Annotated in this window: 27 protein-coding genes; 18 read left to right on the top strand and 9 right to left on the bottom strand. The window is 45.6% G+C overall.

Features of this window, described 5'->3' with window-relative positions; translation table 11 throughout:
* Position 1: 1 nt before the first annotated feature.
* The 3 genes from ACO0KY_RS02940 to ACO0KY_RS02930 all read left to right on the top strand — a co-directional run bounded on the left by ACO0KY_RS02940 (position 2) and on the right by ACO0KY_RS02930 (position 2,812).
* Entirely contained in the window at positions 2 to 1,354 is a 1,353-nt protein-coding gene (locus tag ACO0KY_RS02940; RefSeq protein ID WP_423044053.1) for an aminopeptidase P N-terminal domain-containing protein, read from the top strand.
* 11 nt (positions 1,355 to 1,365) lie between these two features.
* Positions 1,366 to 2,526, top strand: coding sequence for a UbiH/UbiF/VisC/COQ6 family ubiquinone biosynthesis hydroxylase (locus ACO0KY_RS02935; protein ID WP_423044051.1), 1,161 nt, complete (start codon positions 1,366 to 1,368; stop codon positions 2,524 to 2,526).
* 73 nt (positions 2,527 to 2,599) lie between these two features.
* Positions 2,600 to 2,812: a hypothetical protein gene (locus tag ACO0KY_RS02930; RefSeq protein ID WP_186910970.1), complete on the top strand. Its 213-nt coding sequence runs from the start codon at positions 2,600 to 2,602 to the stop codon at positions 2,810 to 2,812.
* A gap of 74 nt (positions 2,813 to 2,886) precedes the next feature.
* Here ACO0KY_RS02930 and ACO0KY_RS02925 read toward each other — a convergent pair whose 3' ends face one another.
* On the bottom strand, positions 2,887 to 3,342 hold the full coding sequence (locus tag ACO0KY_RS02925) for an Lrp/AsnC family transcriptional regulator (protein WP_186910971.1): 456 nt from the start codon (positions 3,340 to 3,342) through the stop codon (positions 2,887 to 2,889).
* A gap of 525 nt (positions 3,343 to 3,867) precedes the next feature.
* On the opposite strand from ACO0KY_RS02925, the gene ACO0KY_RS02920 reads away from it, so the two are divergent.
* Together ACO0KY_RS02920 and rocF are read left to right on the top strand one after the other, a co-directional pair.
* Positions 3,868 to 4,977: an ornithine cyclodeaminase gene (locus ACO0KY_RS02920; protein WP_186910972.1), complete on the top strand. Its 1,110-nt coding sequence runs from the start codon at positions 3,868 to 3,870 to the stop codon at positions 4,975 to 4,977.
* Positions 4,978 to 5,017: 40 nt separating this feature from the next.
* Complete coding sequence (rocF, locus tag ACO0KY_RS02915) at positions 5,018 to 5,929, top strand: arginase (RefSeq protein ID WP_423044048.1); 912 nt, start codon at positions 5,018 to 5,020, stop codon at positions 5,927 to 5,929.
* 134 nt (positions 5,930 to 6,063) lie between these two features.
* On the opposite strand, the gene ACO0KY_RS02910 is transcribed toward rocF, so the two are convergent.
* The 4 genes from ACO0KY_RS02910 to ACO0KY_RS02895 form a co-directional block, all read right to left on the bottom strand.
* Positions 6,064 to 7,497 carry an NAD(P)(+) transhydrogenase (Re/Si-specific) subunit beta gene (locus tag ACO0KY_RS02910; protein WP_423044046.1) on the bottom strand — a complete coding sequence of 478 codons (1,434 nt, stop codon included), beginning with the start codon at positions 7,495 to 7,497 and terminating at the stop codon, positions 6,064 to 6,066.
* Positions 7,497 to 7,823, bottom strand: coding sequence for an NAD(P) transhydrogenase subunit alpha (locus ACO0KY_RS02905; protein WP_422991250.1), 327 nt, complete (start codon positions 7,821 to 7,823; stop codon positions 7,497 to 7,499). Before ACO0KY_RS02905 ends, ACO0KY_RS02910 begins: the two co-directional genes overlap by 1 nt.
* Positions 7,824 to 7,938: 115 nt before the next feature.
* The gene (panD, locus tag ACO0KY_RS02900; RefSeq protein ID WP_186910976.1) at positions 7,939 to 8,301 is read right to left on the bottom strand and encodes an aspartate 1-decarboxylase; all 363 of its coding nucleotides are present in this window, start codon (positions 8,299 to 8,301) and stop codon (positions 7,939 to 7,941) included.
* 48 nt (positions 8,302 to 8,349) lie between these two features.
* Positions 8,350 to 9,465, bottom strand: a complete 1,116-nt coding sequence (locus ACO0KY_RS02895; protein ID WP_423044043.1) for a Re/Si-specific NAD(P)(+) transhydrogenase subunit alpha — start codon at positions 9,463 to 9,465, stop codon at positions 8,350 to 8,352.
* Between the two features lie 527 nt (positions 9,466 to 9,992).
* Here ACO0KY_RS02895 and ACO0KY_RS02890 point away from each other — a divergent pair.
* From ACO0KY_RS02890 to ACO0KY_RS02880, 3 genes are all read left to right on the top strand, one after another.
* Positions 9,993 to 10,469: an NUDIX hydrolase gene (locus ACO0KY_RS02890; protein WP_423044163.1), complete on the top strand. Its 477-nt coding sequence runs from the start codon at positions 9,993 to 9,995 to the stop codon at positions 10,467 to 10,469.
* 2 nt (positions 10,470 to 10,471) lie between these two features.
* Positions 10,472 to 11,569 (top strand): tRNA 2-thiouridine(34) synthase MnmA, encoded by a 1,098-nt coding sequence (mnmA, locus tag ACO0KY_RS02885; protein WP_423044041.1) that lies wholly within the window; start codon positions 10,472 to 10,474, stop codon positions 11,567 to 11,569.
* Positions 11,570 to 12,059: 490 nt separating this feature from the next.
* A complete protein-coding gene (locus ACO0KY_RS02880; RefSeq protein ID WP_423044039.1) occupies positions 12,060 to 13,004 on the top strand; it encodes a MurR/RpiR family transcriptional regulator in 945 nt (314 codons plus the stop codon).
* Between the two features lie 173 nt (positions 13,005 to 13,177).
* On the opposite strand, the gene ACO0KY_RS02875 is transcribed toward ACO0KY_RS02880, so the two are convergent.
* From ACO0KY_RS02875 to ahpC, 3 genes are all read right to left on the bottom strand, one after another.
* Entirely contained in the window at positions 13,178 to 14,941 is a 1,764-nt protein-coding gene (locus ACO0KY_RS02875) for a hypothetical protein (protein ID WP_423044037.1), read from the bottom strand.
* Positions 14,942 to 15,131: 190 nt separating this feature from the next.
* Positions 15,132 to 16,679: an alkyl hydroperoxide reductase subunit F gene (ahpF, locus tag ACO0KY_RS02870; RefSeq protein WP_423044035.1), complete on the bottom strand. Its 1,548-nt coding sequence runs from the start codon at positions 16,677 to 16,679 to the stop codon at positions 15,132 to 15,134.
* Positions 16,680 to 16,878: 199 nt separating this feature from the next.
* Entirely contained in the window at positions 16,879 to 17,442 is a 564-nt protein-coding gene (ahpC, locus tag ACO0KY_RS02865; RefSeq protein WP_423044033.1) for an alkyl hydroperoxide reductase subunit C, read from the bottom strand.
* Between the two features lie 313 nt (positions 17,443 to 17,755).
* On the opposite strand from ahpC, the gene asd reads away from it, so the two are divergent.
* From asd to bfr, 6 genes are all read left to right on the top strand, one after another.
* On the top strand, positions 17,756 to 18,613 hold the full coding sequence (gene asd / locus ACO0KY_RS02860) for an archaetidylserine decarboxylase (protein ID WP_423044031.1): 858 nt from the start codon (positions 17,756 to 17,758) through the stop codon (positions 18,611 to 18,613).
* Positions 18,614 to 18,885: 272 nt separating this feature from the next.
* Entirely contained in the window at positions 18,886 to 19,086 is a 201-nt protein-coding gene (gene hemP, locus ACO0KY_RS02855) for a hemin uptake protein HemP (RefSeq protein WP_423044029.1), read from the top strand.
* 180 nt (positions 19,087 to 19,266) lie between these two features.
* Positions 19,267 to 19,503 carry a hypothetical protein gene (locus tag ACO0KY_RS02850; RefSeq protein ID WP_423044161.1) on the top strand — a complete coding sequence of 79 codons (237 nt, stop codon included), beginning with the start codon at positions 19,267 to 19,269 and terminating at the stop codon, positions 19,501 to 19,503.
* Between the two features lie 29 nt (positions 19,504 to 19,532).
* On the top strand, positions 19,533 to 19,778 hold the full coding sequence (locus tag ACO0KY_RS02845; RefSeq protein WP_423044027.1) for a (2Fe-2S)-binding protein: 246 nt from the start codon (positions 19,533 to 19,535) through the stop codon (positions 19,776 to 19,778).
* On the top strand, positions 19,775 to 20,461 hold the full coding sequence (locus ACO0KY_RS02840) for an energy transducer TonB (RefSeq protein WP_423044025.1): 687 nt from the start codon (positions 19,775 to 19,777) through the stop codon (positions 20,459 to 20,461). The genes ACO0KY_RS02845 and ACO0KY_RS02840 overlap by 4 nt, the downstream gene beginning before the upstream one ends.
* Positions 20,462 to 20,595: 134 nt before the next feature.
* Positions 20,596 to 21,072 (top strand): bacterioferritin, encoded by a 477-nt coding sequence (gene bfr / locus ACO0KY_RS02835; protein WP_423044023.1) that lies wholly within the window; start codon positions 20,596 to 20,598, stop codon positions 21,070 to 21,072.
* Positions 21,073 to 21,247: 175 nt separating this feature from the next.
* Here the strand turns inward: bfr and ACO0KY_RS02830 are convergent, their stop codons facing one another.
* Positions 21,248 to 21,856: a glutathione S-transferase N-terminal domain-containing protein gene (locus ACO0KY_RS02830; RefSeq protein WP_186910988.1), complete on the bottom strand. Its 609-nt coding sequence runs from the start codon at positions 21,854 to 21,856 to the stop codon at positions 21,248 to 21,250.
* A gap of 362 nt (positions 21,857 to 22,218) precedes the next feature.
* Here ACO0KY_RS02830 and purB point away from each other — a divergent pair, with 362 nt between their 5' ends.
* The 4 genes from purB to ACO0KY_RS02810 all read left to right on the top strand — a co-directional run bounded on the left by purB (position 22,219) and on the right by ACO0KY_RS02810 (position 25,645).
* Complete coding sequence (purB, locus tag ACO0KY_RS02825; protein WP_423044021.1) at positions 22,219 to 23,586, top strand: adenylosuccinate lyase; 1,368 nt, start codon at positions 22,219 to 22,221, stop codon at positions 23,584 to 23,586.
* Between the two features lie 245 nt (positions 23,587 to 23,831).
* Positions 23,832 to 24,368, top strand: a complete 537-nt coding sequence (locus ACO0KY_RS02820) for a cytochrome b (protein ID WP_423044019.1) — start codon at positions 23,832 to 23,834, stop codon at positions 24,366 to 24,368.
* Positions 24,369 to 24,400: 32 nt separating this feature from the next.
* Positions 24,401 to 24,967 carry a YceI family protein gene (locus ACO0KY_RS02815; protein ID WP_423044017.1) on the top strand — a complete coding sequence of 189 codons (567 nt, stop codon included), beginning with the start codon at positions 24,401 to 24,403 and terminating at the stop codon, positions 24,965 to 24,967.
* 111 nt (positions 24,968 to 25,078) lie between these two features.
* Positions 25,079 to 25,645 (top strand): YceI family protein, encoded by a 567-nt coding sequence (locus tag ACO0KY_RS02810; protein WP_423044015.1) that lies wholly within the window; start codon positions 25,079 to 25,081, stop codon positions 25,643 to 25,645.
* Positions 25,646 to 25,660: the final 15 nt, after the last annotated feature.

Genomic DNA, 25,660 nt, shown 5'->3' with positions numbered 1-25,660 from the left:
CATGAGTCAGGCTAAACACCTCCATTTTTCTGCCCGTCGTCAACACCTGCTATCTTTGATGCAAGCGCAAGGCGGAGGTGTCGCTATCATCCCGACAGCGCGCGAACTCATTCGTAACAACGACAACACTTTTCCATTCAGGCACGATAGCTATTTCTATTATTTGTCCGGCTTTACCGAACCGGATGCAGTGATCGTTCTGATCGCTGCTGGCGATAAACAATCAGCAATTTTATTTTGTCGCGAAAAAAATATCGAGCGCGAAATCTGGGATGGTTATCGATTTGGCCCGGAAGCAGCGCGAGTCGAATTTGGTTTTGATGAAGCCTACGCGATCAATGACATCAATGAAAAAATGCCAGGCTTTCTCGCCGATGCACACAAGCTATTTTATAGTACAGGCACTGAACCTCATCTGGACAACCAGCTTCAACAATGGTTGCAAGAAGTACGCGCAAAAAGTCGCGCCGGCATCAACGTACCAGGCACCACAGTTGATGTGCGTTATCTGATTGACGAGATGCGACTATTTAAAGACAGCCTTGAAATTGCAAGCATGCAGCGTGCCGCCAGCATCTCCGGCGCAGCCCACGCCAGAGCCATGCGCGCCGCCAGAGCAGGACAATTTGAATACGAATTGGAAGCTGAGTTATTGTACGAATTCCGTCGTCAGGGCGCGCAATCACCAGCCTACGGTTCTATCGTTGCCGCTGGTGCAAACGCCTGCGTTTTACACTACCAAAGCAATCAGGAAAAAATCCACGATGGCGATTTGGTTTTGATTGATGCCGGCTGTGAATTCGATAGCTACGCATCCGATATTACCCGCACTTTTCCGGTCAATGGCAAGTTTAGCCATGCACAAAAAACCTTGTATGAGATCGTGTTGGCGTCACAATACGCGGCGCTGGAATACGCCAAGCCTGGTGCACGCTACATGGATGGTCACCATGCTGCAGTGCGTGTACTAACGCAAGGCATGCTCGATACGGGCTTACTCGACAAACACAAAGTGGGCACAGTCGATGATGCAATTGCAAACCTCGACTACCGTCAGTTTTATATGCACGGCACAGGACATTGGCTGGGACTCGATGTACATGACGTTGGTCTTTATCGCGAAACACATAATATTGCCGAAGAAAAACCCTACCGGTATTTACAAGCAGGCATGGTCATTACCGTAGAACCTGGCATCTATGTACGACCAGCGGAACATGTACCTGAAGAGTTCTGGAATATCGGCATACGAATCGAAGACGATATCCTGATCACCAGCGATGGGCATTTGAACCTCAGCCGCGACACACCAAAAACGGTGGCAGAAGTTGAAGCTGAGATGCAACACGGTTAACAACATACAGCATGAATACTCCAGACTTTGATATTGCTATTTGTGGTGCTGGCCCAGTCGGACAAGCACTGGCACTACTGTTATCCCGGCAAGGTTTTCCCGCAGAAAAAATTGCTTTATTTGACGCAAAAACCGCAGCACAGGCAGAACAAGATGCACGTTCGATTGCGATTTCCTATGGCAGTCAGCAAATTCTTCAGCGCGCCGGAAGCTGGCCAATCAAGGCGAGTGCAATCCGTGAAATTCATGTTTCCCGTCGTTCGCATTTTGGTCGCAGTCTGATGCGTGCAGATGATTACGACGTGCCAGCCTTAGGATATGTGGCGCGTTATGGTGACATCATCAGCCCTATGCAGAACGCATTGGCGCAGACGCAAGTTCACATGTTGAGACCATTTTACGTCGGTCACATCGAAGAAAATGCAGAACATGTTGTGGTGAATCTCAAACATACAGAAACGGGAAGCCATTCCACCGTCACCACCAAAATTCTGGTGCAAGCGGAAGGCGGCACCTTCGCTGACCAGACCCAACGTGACCAGCGACATGACTACCAACAAACCGCGATCATTGCGCATGTCACTTGTGATCAGCCACAACCGCAACGCGCTTTTGAACGTTTTACCGATCAGGGGCCATTGGCTTTATTACCACAAGAAGATGGCTACGCATTGGTGTGGTGTGCTCGTCCTGCGATGGCAGAAAAACTCATCGCACTCGACGACCAGGCATTTCTCGCCGAGTTGCAAGTGGCATTTGGCCATCGACTGGGGCAATTTCAACAGATATCGAAACGCAACGCTTATCCACTAGGTTTGAATGCGCAGCCAGATTCAACTGGACGCACAGTCAGCATCGGAAATGCCGCGCAGACCTTGCACCCGGTAGCAGGTCAAGGTTTAAATTTAGGTCTGAGGGATGCGCATACATTGGCGAAATGCTTGAGTCGCCAGACTACTGAATTGACCACCGCAATACCACAGTTTATCGAGCAACGACAAACTGACCGACAATTGACGATACGGATTACCGATAGCATGGCGCGAGTATTTGCCAGTTCGCCAGATGGTTCATTCACGCAATCTTTGCTTGGCATCAGCCTTGGCGCCATCGATGTGTTTAAACCATTTAAAAATTTACTAGCCGGACAAATGATTTACGGCTGGCGTTAATGTGCTTTTTAACTTTGCCAGCCATTTTTTTTAAAAAAGCTATAATCCGCCCCTCACTTAAAAAGGATGCATGATGAAACTCCGCACAAAAAGACGTTTGATGAACTACGGCCGTATTTACAATCACCAACTTGCGACGGTGTTAGAAGCAGCGTTTGAAGAATTCCGTGTAAATTTCACAAAAGAAGGCGAATCGCTGGAACAATCTTTAGATGCTTTGCATAAACTTGGTGCCAGTTATCGTCATTTCAAAAAATTCTCTCTGCGCTTCGCAATTTATCACTAAGCATTACTACGCATCACTAAGCTTGATGATGCGCTCCGGATCTGCAGGCGTATAAATCCTTCAGATCCGGCATTTCAATCGATAGGCAAGCCACATACCGGTTTGACTTCCTCCATACAAATCATAGAACGCAGTGAAGCCACCCCTGGCACTTGCATCAGGGTATCAGTCAAAAATTGCGATAAACTTTTCAAATCAGCCGCAACGACTTTGAGAATATAGTCAAAGTCGCCAGAAATCGTATGACATTCGATGATGTTAGGAAAAGCCCGCAACTGCTTTTCAACTTCACGCACGTTTCTGAACTGCTCTCTATCCAGAGATAAATTCACAAAAGCCATCACTCCCAAACCAAGTGCTTCAGGCGCGACCTGTGCAACATAGCCACGGATAATTTTCTTTTCTTCCAATACCCTCACGCGGCGCAGCGTCTGCGGGGCAGACAAATGAATTTTTTCCGCCAGGTTCAGGTTACTCATACGGCCATCATCTTGTAGATAGCGCAAAATACTTAAATCATAAGCATCCATTTTTATTCCTTTTTTCTGCCGCGCTAAAAGACGTAGACAGTCGTTAGATCCATTTGCAGCAAGACAACCTTCAAAAATAACAATTCGAGTTTTTAATCATCAATATCGTTATTCGAGATTCAGAAACCGCTCTGATTTTCTCATAATCTTTATTAATCAATTTAAAGATATTTTATTCAATAACGATATTATGAAATATAAATTCTTTATAATTTAAATTAAGTAATTAAATTACTCTATTTGCAGATAATACAACAAATTTAGCAATCTAATTATTCTGTCGCGTAGCTACAATGGTTATCAGAACTCGTCGTTTCCATGAGCACATTAGTGCTTGAGGCTTTTGCGAAATGCGGAAAAATTTCGCAGCGGCTTCCGGACATGCCTCTTTTTTTAATTGCCTGGCTAAGTCCATTGACGATGTTCTGGTTTTACAGGATGGATAACAAATGCATGAAAGCTTTTTTGAATTTGCACTTTTTTATCAGTTTCATCCAGGCTAATTCAAACTATTCGGAGAACATCATGGTGACCTATATTGGCACACAGGAAATGCAAGCCCACTTACGTAAGGTAAAGCCGGAAACAGCCATCACCCGCATGGCAGAGATGATTAAAGAAGACTATTTGCGCTGGGGCAGTTTTGACAAATCCGCCCGCGTGGCAAATCACTCCGACGTCGGCGTTATTGAATTAATGCCGATTTCTGACGGCACCAACTACTCATTCAAATACGTCAATGGTCACCCTAAAAATACCCAGGCTGGTTTGCTGACTGTGACTGCATTTGGTGTTCTCGCCGACGTTGATACAGGCTATCCACGTTTGTTATCCGAATTAACACTAACCACAGCAATTCGCACAGCGGCTACGTCAGCATTGGCAGCCAAATACATGGCGCGTCCAGACAGTCGACGTATGGCGCTGATCGGCAACGGTGCTCAAAGTGAATTTCAGGCAGTCGCCTTTCACGCGATGTTAGGCATAGAAGAAATCCGTGTTTTTGACGTTGATCCTGCAGCAACTGAAAAATTGATTCATAATTTGCGCGCTTACCCCAATTTACGTGTGATACGCGCCGCATCTATCGCAGAAGCAGTCAAAGGTGTGGATATTGTGACCACTGTAACAGCAGATAAAACTAATGCCACAATTCTGACACCAGAAATGATAGAACCTGGCATGCACATCAACGGCGTTGGTGGTGACTGCCCTGGAAAAACAGAGTTACACGCAGATATTTTGAATAATGCTTATGTTGTGGTTGAATACGAACCGCAATCGAGAATTGAAGGCGAATTGCAGCAAATGCCAGCAGACTTCCAGGTCACCGAACTGTGGACGATTCTTGAAGGAAAATCTACTGGACGCTCATCTGCAGAACAAATCACCGTATTTGATTCTGTCGGTTTTGCACTGGAAGATTTTTCTGCGATGCGTTATCTGGAAAAATTTGTCATGCAAAAAACTTCGCCTATGCTGGATTTAATTCCAGAAATGATGAATCCAAAAGATTTGTTTGGCATGGGAATGGGTGAGCCCGTCGTCGACACAAAAAATGCAACATCAGCAATATCGGCAATATCGGCAACACCAGAAACACCGTTAGCACCAAAAGTGCCAATACATGCTTAATACGCTTAACAGCATAACCTAGTCTGAAATTACACATAGAATGAAAACCATTTCCTTAATTGGAGCGCCAACAGATGTTGGCGCCAGCGTCAAAGGCGCAGGCATGGGGCCTGATGCACTACGAGTAGCCGGTCTGAACGAAGCACTTGAAGGCCGTCATCTCAAAGTTATCGACCACGGCAATCTACATGGTCCGGCAAATCCATGGGAGCAGCCGGTCAATGGCTTGCGCCATCTGAAAGAAGCGATCGATTGGAATCAGGCTGTTTATGACGCCGTCGACAATGCTTTGCAAAATGGCCATATTCCTATGATGCTGGGTGGCGATCATTGCCTGGCGATTGGTTCTATCAGTGCGGTTGCTGAGCATTGCCGTCGCGTTGGTAAAAAATTACGCGTCTTATGGTTTGATGCGCATGCTGACAGCAATTTATCGACGATCAGCCCGACTGGCAATATCCACGGCATGCCCGTTGCTTGCCTGATGGGTCATGGCCCAAAAGAATTGATTTCTTACGGCGGACATACACCAGCCATGAAACCAGATGAAATTCGCCAAATCGGCATCCGCAGTGTCGATGCTGGCGAAAAGAAATTCATTCATGAAATGGGTATTCAAGTCTACGACATGCGTTACATTGATGAGTATGGCATGCGCAATGTCATGAGTTCAGCGTTGGCTGGCATCGATTCCAATACGCATTTGCACTTGAGCTTTGATATGGATTGCCTGGACCCTGCAATTGCGCCGGGCGTAGGTACAGCGGTACTGGGTGGCCCAACTTATCGCGAAGCACAATTGTGTATGGAAATGATTGCCGATACTGGCTTACTCGCTTCACTGGATCTGGTTGAGCTTAATCCTGCTCTGGATTTACGCAATCAAACCGCAATTCTGGCGGTAGATCTGATTGAAAGTTTGTTTGGTAAATCAACCTTGGTCAGAATGTAAATTACTCACATTTTCAAAAACATCGTACATCAGCCATCTGCTTGCAGGTGGCTTTTTTATTGTCTGAAAACGCTATAAAAAAAATCCCCGTCGCATCAAAATGACGGGGATTTTTAATTTTAAATTTCAGCGTCTTATTCGACCGCTTTCACCATATCTTCAATGACCTTTTTAGCATCACCAAAGACCATCATGGTTTTATCCATATAGAACAGCTCATTATCCAGACCAGCATAACCGGATGCCATGGAGCGCTTATTAACGATGACAGTTTTAGCTTTGTAGGCTTCCAGAATCGGCATACCTGCAATCGGTGACTTAGGATCTTTCGCGGCCGGATTAACAACGTCGTTTGCACCCAATACCAAAACCACGTCAGCCTGACCAAATTCGCTATTGATGTCTTCCATCTCAAACACCTGATCGTAAGGTACTTCCGCTTCTGCCAACAAAACGTTCATGTGACCAGGCATACGACCCGCCACCGGATGAATTGCATACTTAACGGTAATGCCTTTGTGCGTCAGTTTCTCGGTCAACTCTTTTAAGGCATGTTGCGCGCGCGCGACCGCCAGACCATAGCCAGGAACGATGATCACAGTTTCTGCATTACCCAGTAAAAACGCGACGTCGTCAGCAGAGCCTGATTTGACGTTACGTTGGGCTTGTGCGCCAACACTCGCCGTTGCTGCTTCACCACCAAAGCCGCCCAGAATCACGTTAAAGAACGAACGATTCATCGCCTTACACATGATGTACGAAAGAATCGCACCAGATGATCCGACCAGCGAACCTGCAATGATTAACATGGAGTTATTTAATGAAAAACCGATACCCGCTGCAGCCCAACCAGAGTAACTATTGAGCATCGACACCACGACTGGCATATCAGCGCCACCAATAGGGATAATGATCAACACGCCCAGGACAAAGGCAATCGCTGCCATCAATACAAACGGTGTCCAGCTTTGCGTAACACAGAATGCAATCCCCAAACCCAGCATCGCTAATGCCAGAATCAGGTTCAATTGATGTTGACCACTAAAACTGACTGGTGCGCCCTGAAATAAACGGAACTTATATTTACCGGACAATTTACCAAACGCAATGACAGATCCAGAGAACGTAATTGCCCCGACAAAAGTACCAATAAATAATTCAATCCGATTACCAACCGGGATAGGCATATCTTTACCAACGATATTAAATACCCATGGTTCGGATACCACAGCCACAGCAATACAGACCGCTGCCAGACCAATCAGCGAGTGCATCGCTGCAACCAATTCTGGCATCTTGGTCATCTCGACACGTTTTGCCAGAATCGCGCCAATACTGCCACCGACAACCACGCCCAATACCACCAGGCCATAACCCATGCCGCTACCAGCACTTTCGGTTTTGAGTTTAACGATCAAAGCAATCGTCGTTGCCACTGCCACCGCCATACCTATCATGCCAAAAGCATTGCCGCGTCTGGCTGTCGAAGGATGAGACAAACCTTTGAGCGCCTGAATAAAACACACTGAGGCGATCAGATACAGCATCGTTACCAGATTCATACTCATTATTTGCCCTCCTTAGCACCGTCGGTTTTGACTGCTTTAGGCTCTTTTTTCTTGAACATTTCCAGCATCCTCTGAGTCACCAGAAATCCGCCAAAAACATTCACTGCAGCCAAAGCCACAGCAACCGTGCCCATGACCTGCGCCAGCAAACCTTCAGTCAAACCTGCTGCCAACATGGCACCAACGATGATGATGGCTGAAATAGCATTAGTCACCGCCATTAAAGGCGTATGTAATGCAGGTGTTACCGTCCAGACCACGTGATAGCCAACATAAATCGCCAGCACAAAAATGATGAGGTTGGTAAGGGTATGACTAACTTCCATGATGTCCTCTCTGTTGTATGGATTAAGACATGCAAATGCAGACGATGCCGGCGGTAACATTGAGTGGACAGGTATTATTTAATTACCTGTCACTTCGCGTACCGTCGATACCGGCTTAATACTCCTTTAAACTCGTGATCTGATTTTTTGCATTCACAAAAACCACATTCGGCTTGTGTGCACGCGCTTCTTCTTCTGTCATTGGCGCGTAAGTACAAATGATCATCAAATCCCCAAGTTGCACGCGACGAGCTGCAGCGCCGTTTAATGAGATTTCGCCGCTACCGCGTTTGCCTTTAATGGCATAGGTAGAGAAACGCTCACCATTGTTGACGTTGTACAGCTCAATCTGTTCGTTCTCGATGATATTCGCAGCGTCGAGCAGATCTTCATCTATCCCACATGAACCTTCGTAGTGGAGATCGCACTGGGTCACAGTTGCGCGATGAATTTTGGCGCGGAGCATATTTCTTTGCATGGTGTTTCTACTTTCTGATACGTGTTACGAAAAAACATTAATACTCATCTACTTCTTCAGTACTTCGCCACCAGCACAGACCAAAGTCGCAGCAACGATTTCGTCTTCACGATTAATCGCCAGTCCAGCATCTTTGTCGATGATGAGTTTCAGAAAATCCAACACATTACGGGCATACAACGCCGAAGCATCGGCCGCCAGCAAGGTGGCCAGATTGGGCTCACCGATAATGTGGACACCGTGTTTGGTCACTGTTTTACCCAATTCCGACAAAGGACAATTTCCCCCTTGTTCGACCGCCATATCGACAATTACCGAACCAGGCTTCATGGATTTGACAGTGTCTTCTGAAATCAATACCGGCGCTTTACGGCCAGGTATTAAAGCAGTAGTGATAATAATGTCAGCTTGTTTGGCTCGCTCATGAACCAAGGCTGCCTGGCGTTGCATCCAGGCTGCAGGCATAGGACGTGCGTAGCCGCCTGCACCTTGAGCGATTTCGCGCTCTTCATCGGTCTCATACGGGACGTCGATAAATTTTGCGCCGAGGGATTCTACTTGTTCTTTGACCGGAGGTCTAACATCCGATGCTTCAATCACGGCACCCAGACGCTTAGCGGTGGCAATTGCTTGCAAACCTGCTACGCCCACACCCATGATTAACACTCGGGCAGCCTTGACCGTGCCAGCTGCAGTCATCAGCATAGGCATAAAACGCTGATAGGTATTTGCCGCCAGCATCACCGCCTTGTAACCAGCGATGTTGGCTTGCGAAGAAAGTACGTCCATCGACTGCGCACGGGTAATCCGCGGCGCCGCCTCTAAGGCAAAAGCACTGATACCGTGCGTTGCCATTGATGCAATATTGTCAGCATCAAAAGGGTTGAGCATGCCAACTAATACCGCTCCGGACTTGATCAAAGTCCTTTCACCAGCATCAGGTGCACGTACTTTTAGTACTAATTCTGCCCCGAATGCCTCTGCCGCAGTGCCGATTTGGGCGCCTGCTGTCAGATACGCTTCATCTGTGATACTCGAAGCCACGCCAGCACCAGACTGCACGATCACCTGATGTTTTGCAGCAACGTACTTCTTAATGGTTTCCGGAGTAGCCGCGACACGCGTCTCTCCAGGCCGAGTCTCGGCGGGAATGCCGATTTTCATAGATTTGCTCCCTGCTTGTGAATGAAATCTGTGTCTTCTTGCAGCACCGCGCTCCGCTGATTCTTGTACGCGATAGCAAACTAAGCGCCCATGTACGATAACCTGGTAAGCGATTGCCTGACTTGATACGTACTCAGCATCAAGCCAGTTGTGGAGCACAAAAATACTTACCCGAATCTTACATTTAATATTCGACAACAATATTACACGGAAAATGTTTTTTAGCACAACCGTTCGTTTTTTTACATATTTTTAAATTATTTCTTTTGGCAAATTCGCCTAAAAAGTATTTACGAAATAAAAAGATGAATATTTTTGTGTTTAAAAACAATGAGCTATCAGCTATACACAAATAAAAAATGCGCTAATCAGCTAAGACAAAATGAACCCTTACGCATAAAAATTGCATTATTTTTGAGCATAGATAAAAATCGCATTAGCTAATTCACTTTCAAATTTGCTGGTTTGCCACACAAATTTTGACGGCAAAGTAAAATGTCACCCTGGTAGACTAAATGAAAGCAGCAATGTCCACTATCTGGAAGCCATCGGTCACAGTCGCGGCAATTATCGAACGCGATCAACGTTTTTTAATGATCGAAGAAGAAACCCCGGACGGCATCCGCATCAATCAGGCTGCTGGTCATCTGGATCCGCATGAATCCTTGGTGCAAGCAGTGATTCGGGAAACACTGGAAGAAACTGCGCATGATTTCACTCCAACGGCGCTAGTAGGAACCTACTTATCCAAATTCGTTTCTCCTGTAAGCTCTGAAGAAGTGACTTATTTGCGTTTTGCGTTCACGGGTGAGCTTGGTCAGCAGCACGAACAACCGCTTGATACTGGGATATTACGCACCCTGTGGATGAGCTATCAGGAAATTGTGGCTTGTCAGGAACGACATCGCAGCCCTTTGGTGCTGCAATGTATAGACGATTATCTGCGAGGACAACGCGCACCGCTGTCCTTGCTTTTTACCCATCCAAGCATACTTGGATCATAATTATGAGCAAAAAAAGAGTTGTTATTGGCATGTCCGGCGGCGTCGACTCGTCGGTATCAGCGTGGTTATTAAAAGAGCAGGGTTATGAGGTCATCGGTCTTTTCATGAAAAACTGGGAAGACGATGATGATTCAGAATACTGTTCTACCCGTGAAGACTGGATTGATGCGGTCAGTGTCGCCGACGTGGTTGGCGTTGATATTGAAGCCGTCAATTTTGCCAGTGAATATAAAGACCGCGTTTTTGCCGAATTCTTACGTGAATATCAGGCAGGTCGCACTCCCAATCCAGATGTGCTGTGCAATGCCGAAATCAAATTCAAGGCATTCTTAGATCATGCAATGAAACTTGGCGCGGATTACATCGCGACCGGTCATTACGCACGTGTGCGTGAAGTCAATGGCGAATTCCAATTGCTCAAAGCCTTGGATGCCAGCAAAGATCAGAGTTATTTTTTACATCGTTTAAATCAAAAGCAACTCGCGAACACGCTGTTTCCTCTGGGAGAAATTCAAAAGACCGAAGTCAGAAGAATCGCTGAGCAATTGCAATTGCCGAATGCGAAGAAAAAAGACTCAACCGGGATTTGCTTCATCGGCGAACGCCCTTTCCGTGATTTCTTAAATCGCTATTTATCGTACAAACCAGGTGACATTAAAACGCCGGAAAATCAAATCATCGGTCAACACGTGGGATTGAGTTTCTACACTCTGGGTCAACGCAAAGGCATAGGTATCGGCGGCATCAAAACCCACCAAAATGCCGACGGCAGCAGCGATGCCTGGTATGTCGCCAGAAAAGATGTTGCCGCCAATACTTTGTACACGGTACAAGGTCATGATCATCCATGGTTATTATCATCAAGCTTAGACGCAACTCAAGTCAGCTGGGTGGCAGGTCATGCACCTGAGAATACGGATCTGTCCGCCAAAACCCGTTATCGCCAACCGGATATGCGTTGCACTTTTGCGGGTGACGAACAGCAGTTCAATTTGCATTTTGAACAAGCTCAATGGGCGGTTACACCTGGCCAATCAGCGGTTTTGTATGACGGCGATGTTTGCCTCGGTGGTGGCATTATTCACGCCGCATCTGCTTAATCATAGCAAGGGTCCTGGATCGCAACTTGCAGTCTATTGGATGGGATGCTGAATTAGTCCCGAATGGGGCGGGTTACATCCGCCCGACTTTTTGCTTCGTTTTATCGGGCGGCTACAACCCGCACCGCCTTTCACATCGTACCCGCATTGTGCGCAACAACACAGACTCACAATGCCCGTTCAATCATCTTTGCTTCAAAGAATCTTTAAATTTCTCTTGCCTTCACAACAGGTTTTCGTTGACGATGAATAGCACTTGCAGTCACACATGTTTATAAAAAGAGACAAAGTAGGAACAGTTTTTTGGGGACAACTGAAAATATAATTTACATTAATAAGAATAATCGGATGAATATTCTGTGAATGTAATGCGAATATCAACATCTCAATAAAAAAGCTCACTCGTTCATTTTGATACGTTTCATTACTTTACTTAATAAAATGATGAAACTATATTTACATTTCCTATCACTGAAAACGCCAGCCAACTATGAATCGCCCTGATACACAATCCCTTGGTGGTACAGTCAACGCACGCATAGGCAAGGTTTACATGAACCTTTCCAAAGCACATAAAAAAGCAGCTGACTATGTGTTGTCGAATGTGTTCAGATCGGCCACGATGTCTATCGACGAATTAGCAAATGCTGTCGGTATTTCGGTCGCCACTGCAAATCGTTTTGCACGCGCCTTAGGCTTTGAAGGTTACCCGCAGTTCCGTGCAGAATTAGTGACTGGTTTTGAAGCCATGCTGGCACCGATTGATAATTTGCGCACGGAAGTCAGCCGCGCAGCAAGCAGCACCGAAATTGTCGCAGGCTCGCTCAATGAAGATCTGGCAAATCTCGAGGCAACGCGTCGTGGTTTGGATGCAGATGCCTGTAATCAAGCGGTAAAAATGATACTCAATGCTGAACGTATTTATATCGTCGGTTATGGCGCAAGCGCATTTTTAGCCGGATTAATGGCGCATAATCTGGACCCATTCTGCAATACCGTACAATCAACTATAGGTGCTGGCGGCCCATCAACGGTAGCCAGACAATTATTCAAGTTCACGCCACGCGATCTGGTCATCGGAATTTCGTTTCCGCGTTACGCAGAAGATGTTGTCACGATTTTGCGTCAACTGAATGAGAAAGAAGTTCCAATACTGGCGCTAACTGATGCACCAAGTTCACCGCTGGCGGCTTTGGCAAATGTGACCTTATTTGCACAAACCAGACGCCAGTTCTCGCCGAATTCAGAAGGCGCTGCATTGTGTCTGATCGAGGCTATCTGTAGCGCGGTTGCTCATCAAGCTGAAGCACCGGTCCACGCAGCGTCGGAAATGACGAAATTTTTACTACACTGGATGTATCAAGATCCCGCAGGTACATCGAAAAAAACCACCCCGCATGATTACAATATTAACGACCTCGATAGACCAGCCTGAGTATCAGACTATTTAAAAATGAACTCCACGTAGTATCACGCGGCATCAACTTTGATGCCGCTATCAACAATTATTTTTTACCTTTGTTTAACTGGTCATCAGAAGTCTTCAGTTCAATTACCACCCAGACTCAACTCAAGAATACTCATTACAAATATCTGCATTTATCCTTGCTAAGCCAGAACTCTATCCGCTTCGTGCAAATCACGAATAGGCCGACTCCGACGTAAAGCATACATGCTGAAACTCTTAGTGGCACTCATAATATGGCCTAGTTGAGCTAGTTCCATACCATTTTTTGTATTCATGGTTACTTGGCCTTCGGACATCAGTCTGACCCCACGTGGCAAAATTAAATGTGTGGCATTTGCATTTTTTCCTCGGATAGCTTGTACAAGCTCGTTGCCCGGTATGGAATCTGTCGATAAGTTGGCCTGATTAAGCACTTGCGACTCGAAAAAAATTGCTTCGGACTGTTCACTTAATACCTGCATTTCTACATAAACACGCCCAGCTTGCGGACGCAAAATGCGCTGTATCACACATAGCTTTGGTTGATGCCAATCAGATTGTTCCAGCATGCACGCTGCTAAATCTCCGATGTGCATATGCGTTGTGTGACGACTTTCCAGGCTAGATAAACATATCAAACTATTATCCTGATGTCGCAAAGACCAGGTGCTTTCGACACTGGCATCCGCATCATCAGAAAACACTGCCGAGTGTCTGGCAAGCAAGTCGGTCATGCGCTGCCCGATTGGTTTCCAGGTCCCTCCAGATGCGATATGACGCAACAAGGCAAATACATCCTTAAAACCAATGAAAATTCTCAAATCAGGTACTTCTTTCTCCTGATCAAGTTTGGCCACTGCTCTTATTGGGTAAGTATTAAATCGATCAAATTGCAATTGCGCCAAAGCGAGTTGTTCGTCACGATGAAATAAACTCAGATGCTTAGAAAGCGTGACTTGGCGCTCGGACTGGCGAGAACGCAAAACTTGGGCAAAATCACTGGTCAATGACTGCTGCAATTGATCCCATTGAAGCAGTAGTGGTTCGACGCTCGTCTTATTTAATTTGGGAGTAAAGCAACTTGGAGTCGGATCGTAGCAATAAACAAACGAGACCTGGATTTTATTCGTTTGCTCCGACAACACGCTTAACCCAATTTTCAGGTCACCCAAACCTAACGAACGTTGCAACCACGATTGCCATTGAACAGGCCAAAAACTGAGTTGAAGGCGCTCCGACATTTGTATGCTCAGATAGACATCCATCGCTCTGGTTGTAGCAACCGCCCGCTCTGCGCTGTAAGTTTGATCCAATGGTTTCAACACCACACTCAAGCGTTCTGATGCAGCTAGAATATGAATTAGGGTATTCGCCATCGCCCAGGACTTCTCGCTTAATTCTTGATAACGCAAGCCTTTGATCGATTGCTCCATTTTTAAAAATTCAAAGAGACGTAATGCCGCCAAATCCAATTTTTTGAGAGATCTTGCATAACGAAAACGTGAACACTGCTGGTAATACTGAATAATCACGCCATATGAACTGGCAAACTCTGTACAGATAGCGATCAGTGTATCGAGGGTTTGCGCGCGCACTTGACTATCGGGAACACCACCGTCCTTTCCAAACCGCCCCACCATCACCTGCGTCAGCGGATAAAACAAGGCGGCTAATCGGTGGTTATATTCTTCTCGTTGAGTGACGCTCGTATCGCAACGATTGAGTTGCTTGAGATTTTTTAATATCAGGCGTAAAAACTGCACGTCTTCATCCTCTGTTGCTCTCGTTTTTTGCAACTGATAAAGCGCATTTAAAACCGGTAACGGAGTCGACTTCACCAATGGCAATATGACAGTGAGCGGAATACGTTGCGCGGGGAAATTTAAGCCCAACCAGTTATACAGCCATTGCGGTAAAAAAGTCATAGGATCACTGTTACAATTTGTAATAATATAGATTATAGCAATAATCATTAACAAATTAACTAAGCTTTTTTATATCGAGGAATAAAAAAGCCTCATCCAACTAGCGGCTGAGGCTTTTAAACTATTTCCGACTTCAATCCTTTCAATCCTACATGATCGGACCTTGCTACGTAATGAGATTTGACTAAATTCAGCTCCGGATCAAGTGGTCAAAAGCACCTAACGCTGCTTTAGCACCTTCACCAACAGCAATCACAATTTGCTTGTAAGGAACAGTGGTGACGTCGCCCGCTGCAAATACGCCGGGCAACGAAGTCTGCCCCTTTGCATCCACGATAATTTCACCGTGACGAGATAATTCAAGCGTGCCTTTTAACCATTCTGTATTTGGCACCAATCCTATCTGTACAAACACACCTTCTAACTCGATGTGTTTAACTGCTTCAGTGACACGGTCTTTATAACTAATACCATTTACCTTTTGGCCATCGCCATGAATTTCTGTGGTCTGTGCTTGTGTAATAACAGTAACATTTGGCAGACTATGCAATTTTTTCTGAAGCACGGCATCAGCGCGCAATTCAGCCGCGAATTCAATCAAAGTCACGTGACTGACAATACCGGCAAGATCAATTGCTGCCTCAACACCAGAGTTACCGCCACCAATGACAGCAACCCGCTTGCCTTTAAACAAAGGACCATCGCAGTGTGGGCAATAAGCAACGCCGTGATTACGGTATTCTTTTTCGCCCGGCACGTTCACCTCGCGCCAGCGTGCGCCGGTTGCCAGGATCACGGCTTTGGCTTTCAATGTCGCGCCGCTGGCGAGTTGAATTGAGGTCATGCCGTCTTGCTGTGTCAGTTTTTCTGCGCGTTGCAAATTGGTAATGTCAACATCATAGGCTTTCACGTGCTGCTCAAGAGCGACCGCAAATTTTGGCCCTTCAGTTTCCGTCACAGAGACAAAATTCTCAATCGACATGGTGTCAAGAACCTGCCCACCAAAGCGTTCGGCAACGATACCTGTACGAATTCCTTTACGCGCCGCATAAATCGCAGCAGCAGAGCCTGCTGGACCACCACCGACGATCAACACATCATAAGGCGCTTTGGCATCGAGTTTTTCTGCGGCACGTTGTACAGAACCGGTATCAAGCTTCGCCAGAATTTCTTCAACCGACATGCGCCCCTGGCCAAATACCTGACCATTCAAGAATATCGTTGGCACAGCCATGATCTGACGTTGCTCAACTTCTTGCTGGAACAAGGCGCCATCAATCGTGACGGATTTGATACGTGGGTTCAATACCGCCATCAGGTTCAGCGATTGCACAACTTCAGGACAATTCTGGCAAGTCAATGAAATGTAGGTTTCAAACAGAAAATCACCGTCCAGATTTTTGATCTGCTCGATCACATCCGCATCCACTTTTGGTGGATGACCGCCAGCCTGCAACAATGCCAATACCAACGAAGTAAATTCATGCCCCATCGGAATACCGGCAAAGCTCAACGAGATATCATGACCAGGCGACGTAATCGCAAATGATGGCTTACGGACGGCTGGATCATTATTTTCAGACAATGAAATTTTGTCCGATAATTCAGCGATTTCGTTGAGCAAACTTTGCATTTCTTTTGCTTTGTCACTGTCATCGAGAGAAGCCACCAACTGAATCGGGCGAGTTAATCTTTCGAGGTAGGCTTTAAGTTGGGTTTTGAGATTATTGTCTAACATGATATTTCTTTCCTATTCATATGCTTCATGCGTTTTATGTTTTTAGGACTGATGCAAAATTGTCCCAATCGGGCACATCACTGACGTGCCTTACAACTCTTGGGGCGATTTTGCATCAGTCCATACCCTGATCAGCATCAGGGTATGAACGACTTACTCAACAATGCAACTCAATCTAGTTGCGCGTTTAGCCCCAAACTTAGATCTTGCCAACCAGATCCAGAGATGGTGTCAATGTTTCTGCACCTGGTGTCCATTTTGCAGGGCAAACTTCACCTGGGTGGCTCGCTACGTATTGTGCAGCTTGTACTTTGCGCAACAATTCTTTTGCATCGCGTCCAATACCGTTGTCATGTACTTCCATGACTTTGATTTCGCCAGCAGGATTGATAACAAAAGTGCCGCGCAGTGCCAGACCTTCTTCTTCAATCAACACTTCAAAATTGCGGGAGATCGCCAATGTAGGATCCGCAATCATTGGGTAGTTGATTTTCGCAATCGTGTCAGATGTGTCATGCCATGCTTTGTGGGTGAAATGTGTGTCAGTAGAAACTGAGTAGATTTCAACGCCCATTTTTTGGAATTCTGCGTAGTGATCAGCCAAATCACCCAATTCTGTTGGGCAAACAAATGTGAAGTCAGCTGGGTAAAATACGAAAACAGACCATTTGCCGTTCAGATCTTCGTTCGTTACTGGAACGAATTTGCCATTATGGTAAGCAGTTGCTTTGAATGGTTTTACGATAGTGTTAATCAATGACATGGTAATTTCCTTTGTAGTTGAAACAAGTGTGACGTGATGAGACTGTATGATAGAACGTTTTCACAATATTGAAAAACTAATTAATTTTATCAATTCAATTAATTTTAACTATCGATACAAGTATACCGTAATTTTGTTCCATGCATATGTCACAGCGCAACCAAGGTAACGCGGTGCATATTTGAAGAAATTTGGGGTTATCACGAGAATTCTGATTTTTACATCAAAATTGATATGAAACTACACGAAATACGTGATTTCTCTTTGCGCAACGTTATAATTCCCGACCAATTCAATTCAAAGGCCACCTACTGTGTCTGATCGACTTGCCGTTCTCACTCAATATCTCCTACCCAAACAGGCGCTGACCGCGCTCGCTGGTAAAGCCGCCAATGCGAAATGGGGTAATGTAACGACCAAATTTATCCGCTGGTTTGTCGGTAAATATCAAGTGAACATGGACGAAGCAGTAAATCCTGACATCGGCAGCTACGAGACGTTTAATGCGTTTTTTACACGACCTTTGAAAGTTGGCGCGCGGCCTATCGCAGTATCTGATTTGATTTGCCCGGTTGATGGTGCTATCAGCCAGTTTGGACCGATTACTCAGGGTCAAATTTTCCAGGCAAAAGGCCATGAATTTTCAACCACCGCGTTAATCGGCGGCGATAGCAAGGCTGCGGCGGAGTACGCCAACGGTAGTTTTGCGAATATCTATCTCAGCCCACGCGACTATCACCGCATACACATGCCATGCGACGGCAAACTGATACGTATGGTCTACATACCAGGTGACTTGTTTTCGGTGAACCCGACGACGGCACGTGGCGTACCGAATCTATTTGCACGCAATGAGCGCCTGGTTTGCTTTTTTGAGTCCGCCAATGGCAATTTTGTCCTGACCTTAGTTGGTGCAACAATCGTCGGCAGCATGGCAACCGTCTGGCACGGCACAATTAACCCACCGCGTCCCGGAAAAATTCGTACCTGGGATTATCCAGACAAGAACATCGTCTTGAAAAAAGGCGAAGAAATGGGCCGCTTCATGCTTGGTTCTACTGTCGTGCTGCTCTTCCCGCAAAGTGACCTACGCTTTAATCCGGCATGGAAGCCGGCCGCTAGTGTCAAACTAGGTGAAGTGATGGCGGATTTTCCAGCAATCAGCAATTAAGCTCAACCCCACTCTATATTTAAAAGCCCGATCTAAACGTATCGGGCTTTCTTGTTTTTAAGCATCTATTTTTAAGTTTTTACTGCTCGCATCATTGAGATGTTCCAGGCCGCCATATAGATTTTCAACATCCCCCCAGCGCCAAAAACTTATTCGTTATTCATCTACAGAAAAAGAAAAACTGACGGGTCGATAGAAATTTCTTGCAAATTTTCGTTACATCAACAATAATCTAAATAAGAATTGTTATCATTTAGATTTTAAGGTTTGTTATGGATGAATATTTACCACATCAGGTTCCGTCTCACGGCATGACAACATCGGCGCGTGAGCAAGCAAAAACATCGATTTCTATTCCGCGTTTAAACAGCAAAGAATTAATGCAGCACTCAAGAGAAGTCGAAATCGACCACGAAGGCAGAATTTACCGCTTGCGCGTCACCCAGCTTAACAAGCTGATATTGACCGCCTGATTTTACGTCGTCATCAGCCAGCTATTTGCATCTCAGCCAGTCAGATCGTAGTCAATGAAATGGAGAAGCACGATGCCAAATACTTTACTGAAAGAAACTGTACCAACAGAGGCGCAGATTTCTGGCCATAGCGAAAAATCAACGCATGCAGAATTGCTTGTTTCAGCCGCGTTACATCTGATGTCACATTACAGCGTCAATTCAGCGTCTTCAGAAGGCAACAATCCCTGCCTGAAGTTAGCTTCAGTTATAGAACGACACCTGAAGGCCTTGTCTGAATTATCAGATCTGACTCCGGTACTTCGTGCCACTTGCCAACAACTCAGTGAGCAATGGGCTGGTTTGATTGATAGTAATTTGAAGCGGCAAAACAAAATACAGCGTTTTTCCTGGTTAATGCCAGCCGCCAGCGAGTAAATTTTAATCGAAATGAGAAGGATATTTTCATGATTGTCTGTGTTTGCAACAACGTCTCTGAATCCAAAATCCAGCGTGCAGCCGAAGCAGGCATACGCACCATGGCGGAGCTGCGCACGCAACTTGACGTCGGGACTTGCTGTGGCAAATGCGCTGGATGCGCCAGAAAAATTTTGCGCGAGCACTGTGAGAAACAAGAAACACAGAGCAAAACACATGGTGTGCACTTACTACTCCATAACATTCAGTTTCACGCCAACGGAGTATCAGCATGAGCACGGCAAGCGCCAACTTGTTTGAATACGAAGATACTGGATTCAATCTCAAACGTTATGCAACGTTTGGCTTTATCGTACTTACTCATATTGCCGCAATTTATGCGCTGAAAAGTGGCTTGGTGACTGAAATCAAAATGAATTTACCAAAAGAAGTCATCGTCAGCTTTGTCAGCACCCCACTAAATGTCGAAATAAAGAGTAACTCCAGGCCACGCAATACTAAAAAAATGACATTAGCAGTACCAGCGACAAAGCCAGTCGCATTACCAGATCTGGCCAGTAACGCCCCAAGTGAAAATGCAATCGTGATCGCGGCTGCTGAAACCCCTGTCCACGAAAAACCCGCACTTTCAACCAGCATCGCCACCGCCCCGGCACAGACTACGCCGCAACCATCGCTGAAGGTCACCAGTCAAGTCGAATATCTACGCGCGCCACAACCCGTCTACCCTGCACAATCACGTCGTCTGCGCGAAGAAGGAAAAGTAACACTGAAGGTACTCGTCAACGAAAAAGGTGAAGCGGAAAAAGTTGATGTCCATCACTCATCAGGATCACAACGCCTTGATGAAGCTGCCCGTGCTGCCCTCATGCATGCCTTGTTCAAGCCCTATGTTGAGGATGGTAAAGCAATACCTATGCTTGCCACAGCAACCATCAATTTTTCCTTAGCTGGCTAGTTTTATTTCTTAATCTCTTGAAAATTGTTATGATGATTGCGTGGCATGACGCTTGCCCGCAGCCATCAACTGCCGTCTGCGCCATCACCATTCGCTAGAAATACCTGATTCAAATTTCTTTGAAAGGATGCGCTATGAAAGGTGACGTTAAAGTCATTAAATTATTGAATGCACAGCTCACGAATGAGTTGAGTGCCATCAATCAATACTTCCTTCACGCCCGTATGTATAAGCATTGGGGCTTTGAAAAAATCGCTAAAAAAGAGTACGAAGAATCCATCGGCGAGATGAAACATGCTGACAAGCTGATCGACCGCATTTTGATGCTAGGCGGCTTACCCAATCTGCAAGCCTTACATAAGTTAATGATAGGCGAAGATACCAAAGAAATGCTGAGCTGCGATTTGAAGCTCGAACAGGCTGCGCAAAAAACGGTAAAAGAAGGAATTGCCGCCTGTGAAGCACATGCAGATTTTGTGTCTCGCGAAATCTTCCAGCATATACTTGAAGATACAGAAGAACACATCGACTGGTTGGAAACTCAGTTAGAGCTGATCGGAAAAATTGGCATCCAAAATTATTTGCAATCACAAATGAGTGAAGAAGAGTAATTGATTAATGTGAGTATTTGCTATTGCGGTGGAATCCATTTTCTATCAACTTGAATTGGCGGGTTGCTCCCGACCCAATTCATTCAAACAAAAAAAAGGATGAGCTTTTGGGCATCATCCTTTTTTAAGAAACTGTTGAAACTGTCTTCAGGTAACTTTACCTGAGATAGTCGTTTTAACCTGGTACTGTATCTTTAAACGACTGGCGCTCGGACAGTTTATCAAACAACTTACCAAGGTTAGGGAATTCGGTACGCCAATCGATGTCCGGGAAGCGGAAGTTTAACCAGTCGAGTGCACAAACAACGCTGATGTCTGCCAGCGTCATATGGTTACCGGAGCAAAATGCAGTTTCACCGAGACCTGCTGACATCGCTTTTAATCCCGCATTGACTTTGTTCATCTGGCGTTCTATCCATTCCGCGCTTTGCTGTGCTTCAGGCCGCAAGGTTTTCTCCAGACGTACTAAAATTGCGGCATCAAGCACACCGTCAGCCAGCGCTTCCCAGCATTTCACTTCAGCGCGTTCACGCCCTAATGCGGGAATCAACTTACCAACGGGCGTTAAAGTGTCCAGATACTCAACAATCACACGAGAATCAAACATCGCACCGCCATCTTCCATCAAGAGACATGGAACTTTGCCGATTGGATTGGACTCTTGAATCTTGGTATCGCTGGCCCATACATTTTCCAACAAAAACACGTAATCAATTTTCTTTTCCGCTAAGACAATACGAACTTTTCTTACGTAAGGACTGGTGGTAGAGCCGATGAGTTTCATAGTTTTTGCAAGAATGATGTGGATTTGATTATAGCATTGTGAAAGTTAAAAGCTGCGGTTTCCAGAGCCCCTTAGTCATCGCGCAAACCATAAAATACCATTCTAAGTTCAGGTTGGTCGGCGTTAAGACTACTTTATCGACCCTTAATAGCCCCTTATAAACCCGTTATAACCCCTTTATACCCCCTTTAAGCAAGCATCAAATGGTAAAATTGGGACTTGAGCGCAAAAATAAAGACAAGCAAGTAGAACGTTTCAGGATACTTAGTTTAGATTATAACCTTGTTATTTTTAGTAAAAACACAACTCAATGTTGTTTTTTGCGCAATGCTTTCTATCTCACACTACCACATCGAGCGATCATGTCCTTATCCTCCCTTTCCGCCCTCTCGCCATTAGATGGCCGCTATGCTGCCAAAGTCGATGCTTTACGCTCAACGCTATCGGAAGCTGGTTTTATGCATCACCGCGTTAAAGTTGAAATTTCCTGGTTGCAAGCCTTATCTCAGGCTGGCTTTGATGAAATTAAACCATTTTCGACTGCCGCCAACGCACTGCTGGATAAACTGGCGGCTGAGTTTTCCGAAGCCGATGCACAGCGCATCAAGGATATCGAAGCAGTGACTAACCATGACGTCAAAGCTGTCGAATATTGGCTGAAAGAACAAGTCAAAGATGTACCAGAGCTGGTTGCTGCCAGCGAATTTATCCATTTTGCGTGCACTTCAGAAGACATTAACAACACCTCACACGGTATGATGTTGAAAACAGCACGTGACAGCGTCATGCTGCCAGCGTTGAACAAGTTGATTACGCGCCTGACTGAGTTAGCGCATACCAACGCCGATGTACCTATGCTGTCTCGTACCCATGGTCAGGCTGCAAGCCCGACGACCTTGGGTAAAGAAATGGCCAACGTCGTAGCACGTCTGCAACGCGCCTTGAAGCGTATTGAACAAGTAGAAATTCTGGGGAAAATGAATGGCGCTGTTGGTAACTACAATGCTCATTTGTCCGCTTACCCACACTACGACTGGGAAAGTTTCTCTAAGAATGTGATTGAACAACGTCTGGGTCTGACATATAACCCATACACGATACAGATTGAGCCGCATGATTACATGGCGGAAATGTTTGATGCATTTGCACGCGTCAACACGATCTTGCTGGATTTAAATCGTGATATCTGGGGTTACATTTCGGTTGGTTATTTCAAGCAAAAAACCAAAGCCGGTGAAATTGGTTCTTCCACCATGCCACACAAAGTCAACCCTATCGACTTTGAAAACTCCGAAGGTAATCTCGGTCTGGCTAATTCTTTGCTGCGTCATTTATCTGAAAAATTGCCAGTTTCCCGCTGGCAGCGCGATCTGACTGACTCAACAGTCTTACGTAACATCGGCGTAGCGTTAGGCTATACCTTACTTGCCTACGACAGCTGCCTGCGTGGTCTGAATAAGCTGGAAACAAATCCAGAACGCCTGGCTGCAGATCTGGATGCAACCTGGGAAGTATTGGCTGAACCAGTTCAAACAGTAATGCGTCGCTACGCAATTGAAAATCCTTACGAGCAATTAAAAGAATTAACTCGTGGTAAAGGTATTTCCAAAGAAGCATTGCGTGAGTTTGTTGAAAGTCTGGCAATTCCACAAGAAGCTAAAGACGTGTTGCTGGCAATGACACCTGCCAACTACATTGGTATTGCTGCAAAGTTAGCGAAAGCGATTTAAAGTTGTATAACTTGAACATCCCCGTGTTCAAGTTCGCGAACCAAAATAAGAAAGCGCAATCAAACAGTTGATTGCGCTTTTTTTCATTCTCTATTCAAGTATGACAACGAGCCTTATGCACGCCTACTGCAAGGTATTGCTCATCAAAATCAACATTAGAAAATAAACCGTGTTCAGCAGAGTTGAACTTTTTTTGCTATATTAGTTCTAATACGAACTAATTTTTATTTTACAGGAGTCCAGGTATGCCGACAAAAGATCGATATCCGATAACACTCATCGCTTTACATTGGCTCATCGCTTTGCTGATCGTTGCGGCGTTTGCACTCGGCACAATCATGACTGACATGCGCATCAGCCCAACCAAGCTGCAATACTACTCCTATCATAAATGGCTGGGTGTCACGGTGTTAGGATTGGTGGCGGTCCGCCTGTTAGCGCGCTTACTTAGTGCAGCGCCCGCCTATCCTGAAACTATGGGAATCTGGCAAAAGAATGCAGCAAATGCAGCGCACATCCTGTTGTATGTGTTGATGTTTGCGGTTCCCTTGTCTGGCTATTTTTATACATCTGCTGCCGGTTATCCGGTCGTGTATCTGGGTCTGTTTGAATTACCAACCTTTATCGCCCCGGATCCAGACCTTAAACATACACTTAAAGAATTACATGAATTACTAACTAATGTCATGCTCGGCGTCGTGATCTTGCATGTACTTGCCGCACTCAAGCATCAATTCGTTGATAAGGATGGTATCTTGCGCCGCATGATGCCGACTAAATGAATCCATCCGTAATGAATAATCAGAGGAAAATAATGAAACTCTTCAAAAATTCCAAGCAACTTCTCGTCTCAACCATCGTCCTTGCAATCGCGATTCCTGCACTGGCAGCCATCTCCAAACTCGATACCAGTAAAAGCACGGTCGGTATCGTATTTAAACAAATGAACGTGCCAGTGGATGCTAAGTTTAAAAAATTCTCAGCAGTCATCGATTACAACGCCGCCAAACCAGAAACCTCAAAAGCGAGCGTAGAAATTGACCTCGCCAGTTTTGATTTAGGCGATGCCGAGTACAACAAAGAAGTATTGAAAAAGGAATGGTTTAACGCAGCGCAATTTCCTAAAGCCAGCTTCGTTGCAACCAGCATGAAAACCAGCGGCGCAGGCAAACTTGATGTGAGCGGCACATTGACCATCAAAGGCAAAAGCGCTCCCGTCAGTTTTCCTATGAACGTAAAACAGGAAGGCAATACACAAGTGTTTGATGGCAGCCTGCCGATCAAACGTCTGGCATTCAATATCGGCGAAGGTGAATGGAAAGACACCGGTATGGTCGCCGATGAAGTCACGATTAAATTTCACGTAGTCACCACGCAGTAAAAACTCAGCAAGAACGCAGTAGCACGAAATTTTACAAAGTTATCCCATGTTAAATCCTGAATGTCAGCAACTACACGCTGACATTCAACCTCTATCCAATCAGGAGTCACTATGAAATTAGCAAAACTCATCGCCGCCGCTTTGGTTATCAGTACAGCACCAGCATTTGCAGATACCTACAACATTGATCCTAGCCACACTTACCCAAGTTTTGAAGCTGACCATATGGGCGTTTCTGTATGGCGCGGTAAGTTTGATAAAACCAGCGGCACAGTTACGTTAGACCGTGCAGCGAAAACAGGCACAGTTGATATCACGATCGATACTTCATCTATCGATTTCGGTATGACAAAAATGAACGATCACGCTAAATCTGCGGATATGTTCAATGTCGAAAAATTCCCAACTGCCACTTTCAAAAGCACTTCTGTCAAATTCAATGGCGACACTCCAGTTGCCGTCGATGGTCAATTCACTCTGTTGGGCGTCACTAAGCCATTGACACTGTCCATCAACAAATTTAAGTGCATTCAACATCCAATGTTGAAAAAAGAAGTTTGCGGTGCTGACGCATCTGCAGAATTCAAGCGTACAGATTTTGGCCTGAACTATGGCACCCCACGTTTTGCACCTGAAGTAAAATTAGCGATCCAGGTTGAAGCCGTTCGCGCTGACTAATATTTTGCAATAATT

It is taken from the genome of Undibacterium sp. Dicai25W (assembly GCF_049340505.1).
In the GTDB taxonomy this organism is placed as follows: Bacteria; Pseudomonadota; Gammaproteobacteria; order Burkholderiales; family Burkholderiaceae_D; genus Undibacterium; species Undibacterium jejuense.
This window is presented reverse-complemented; position numbering and strand designations above follow the sequence as displayed.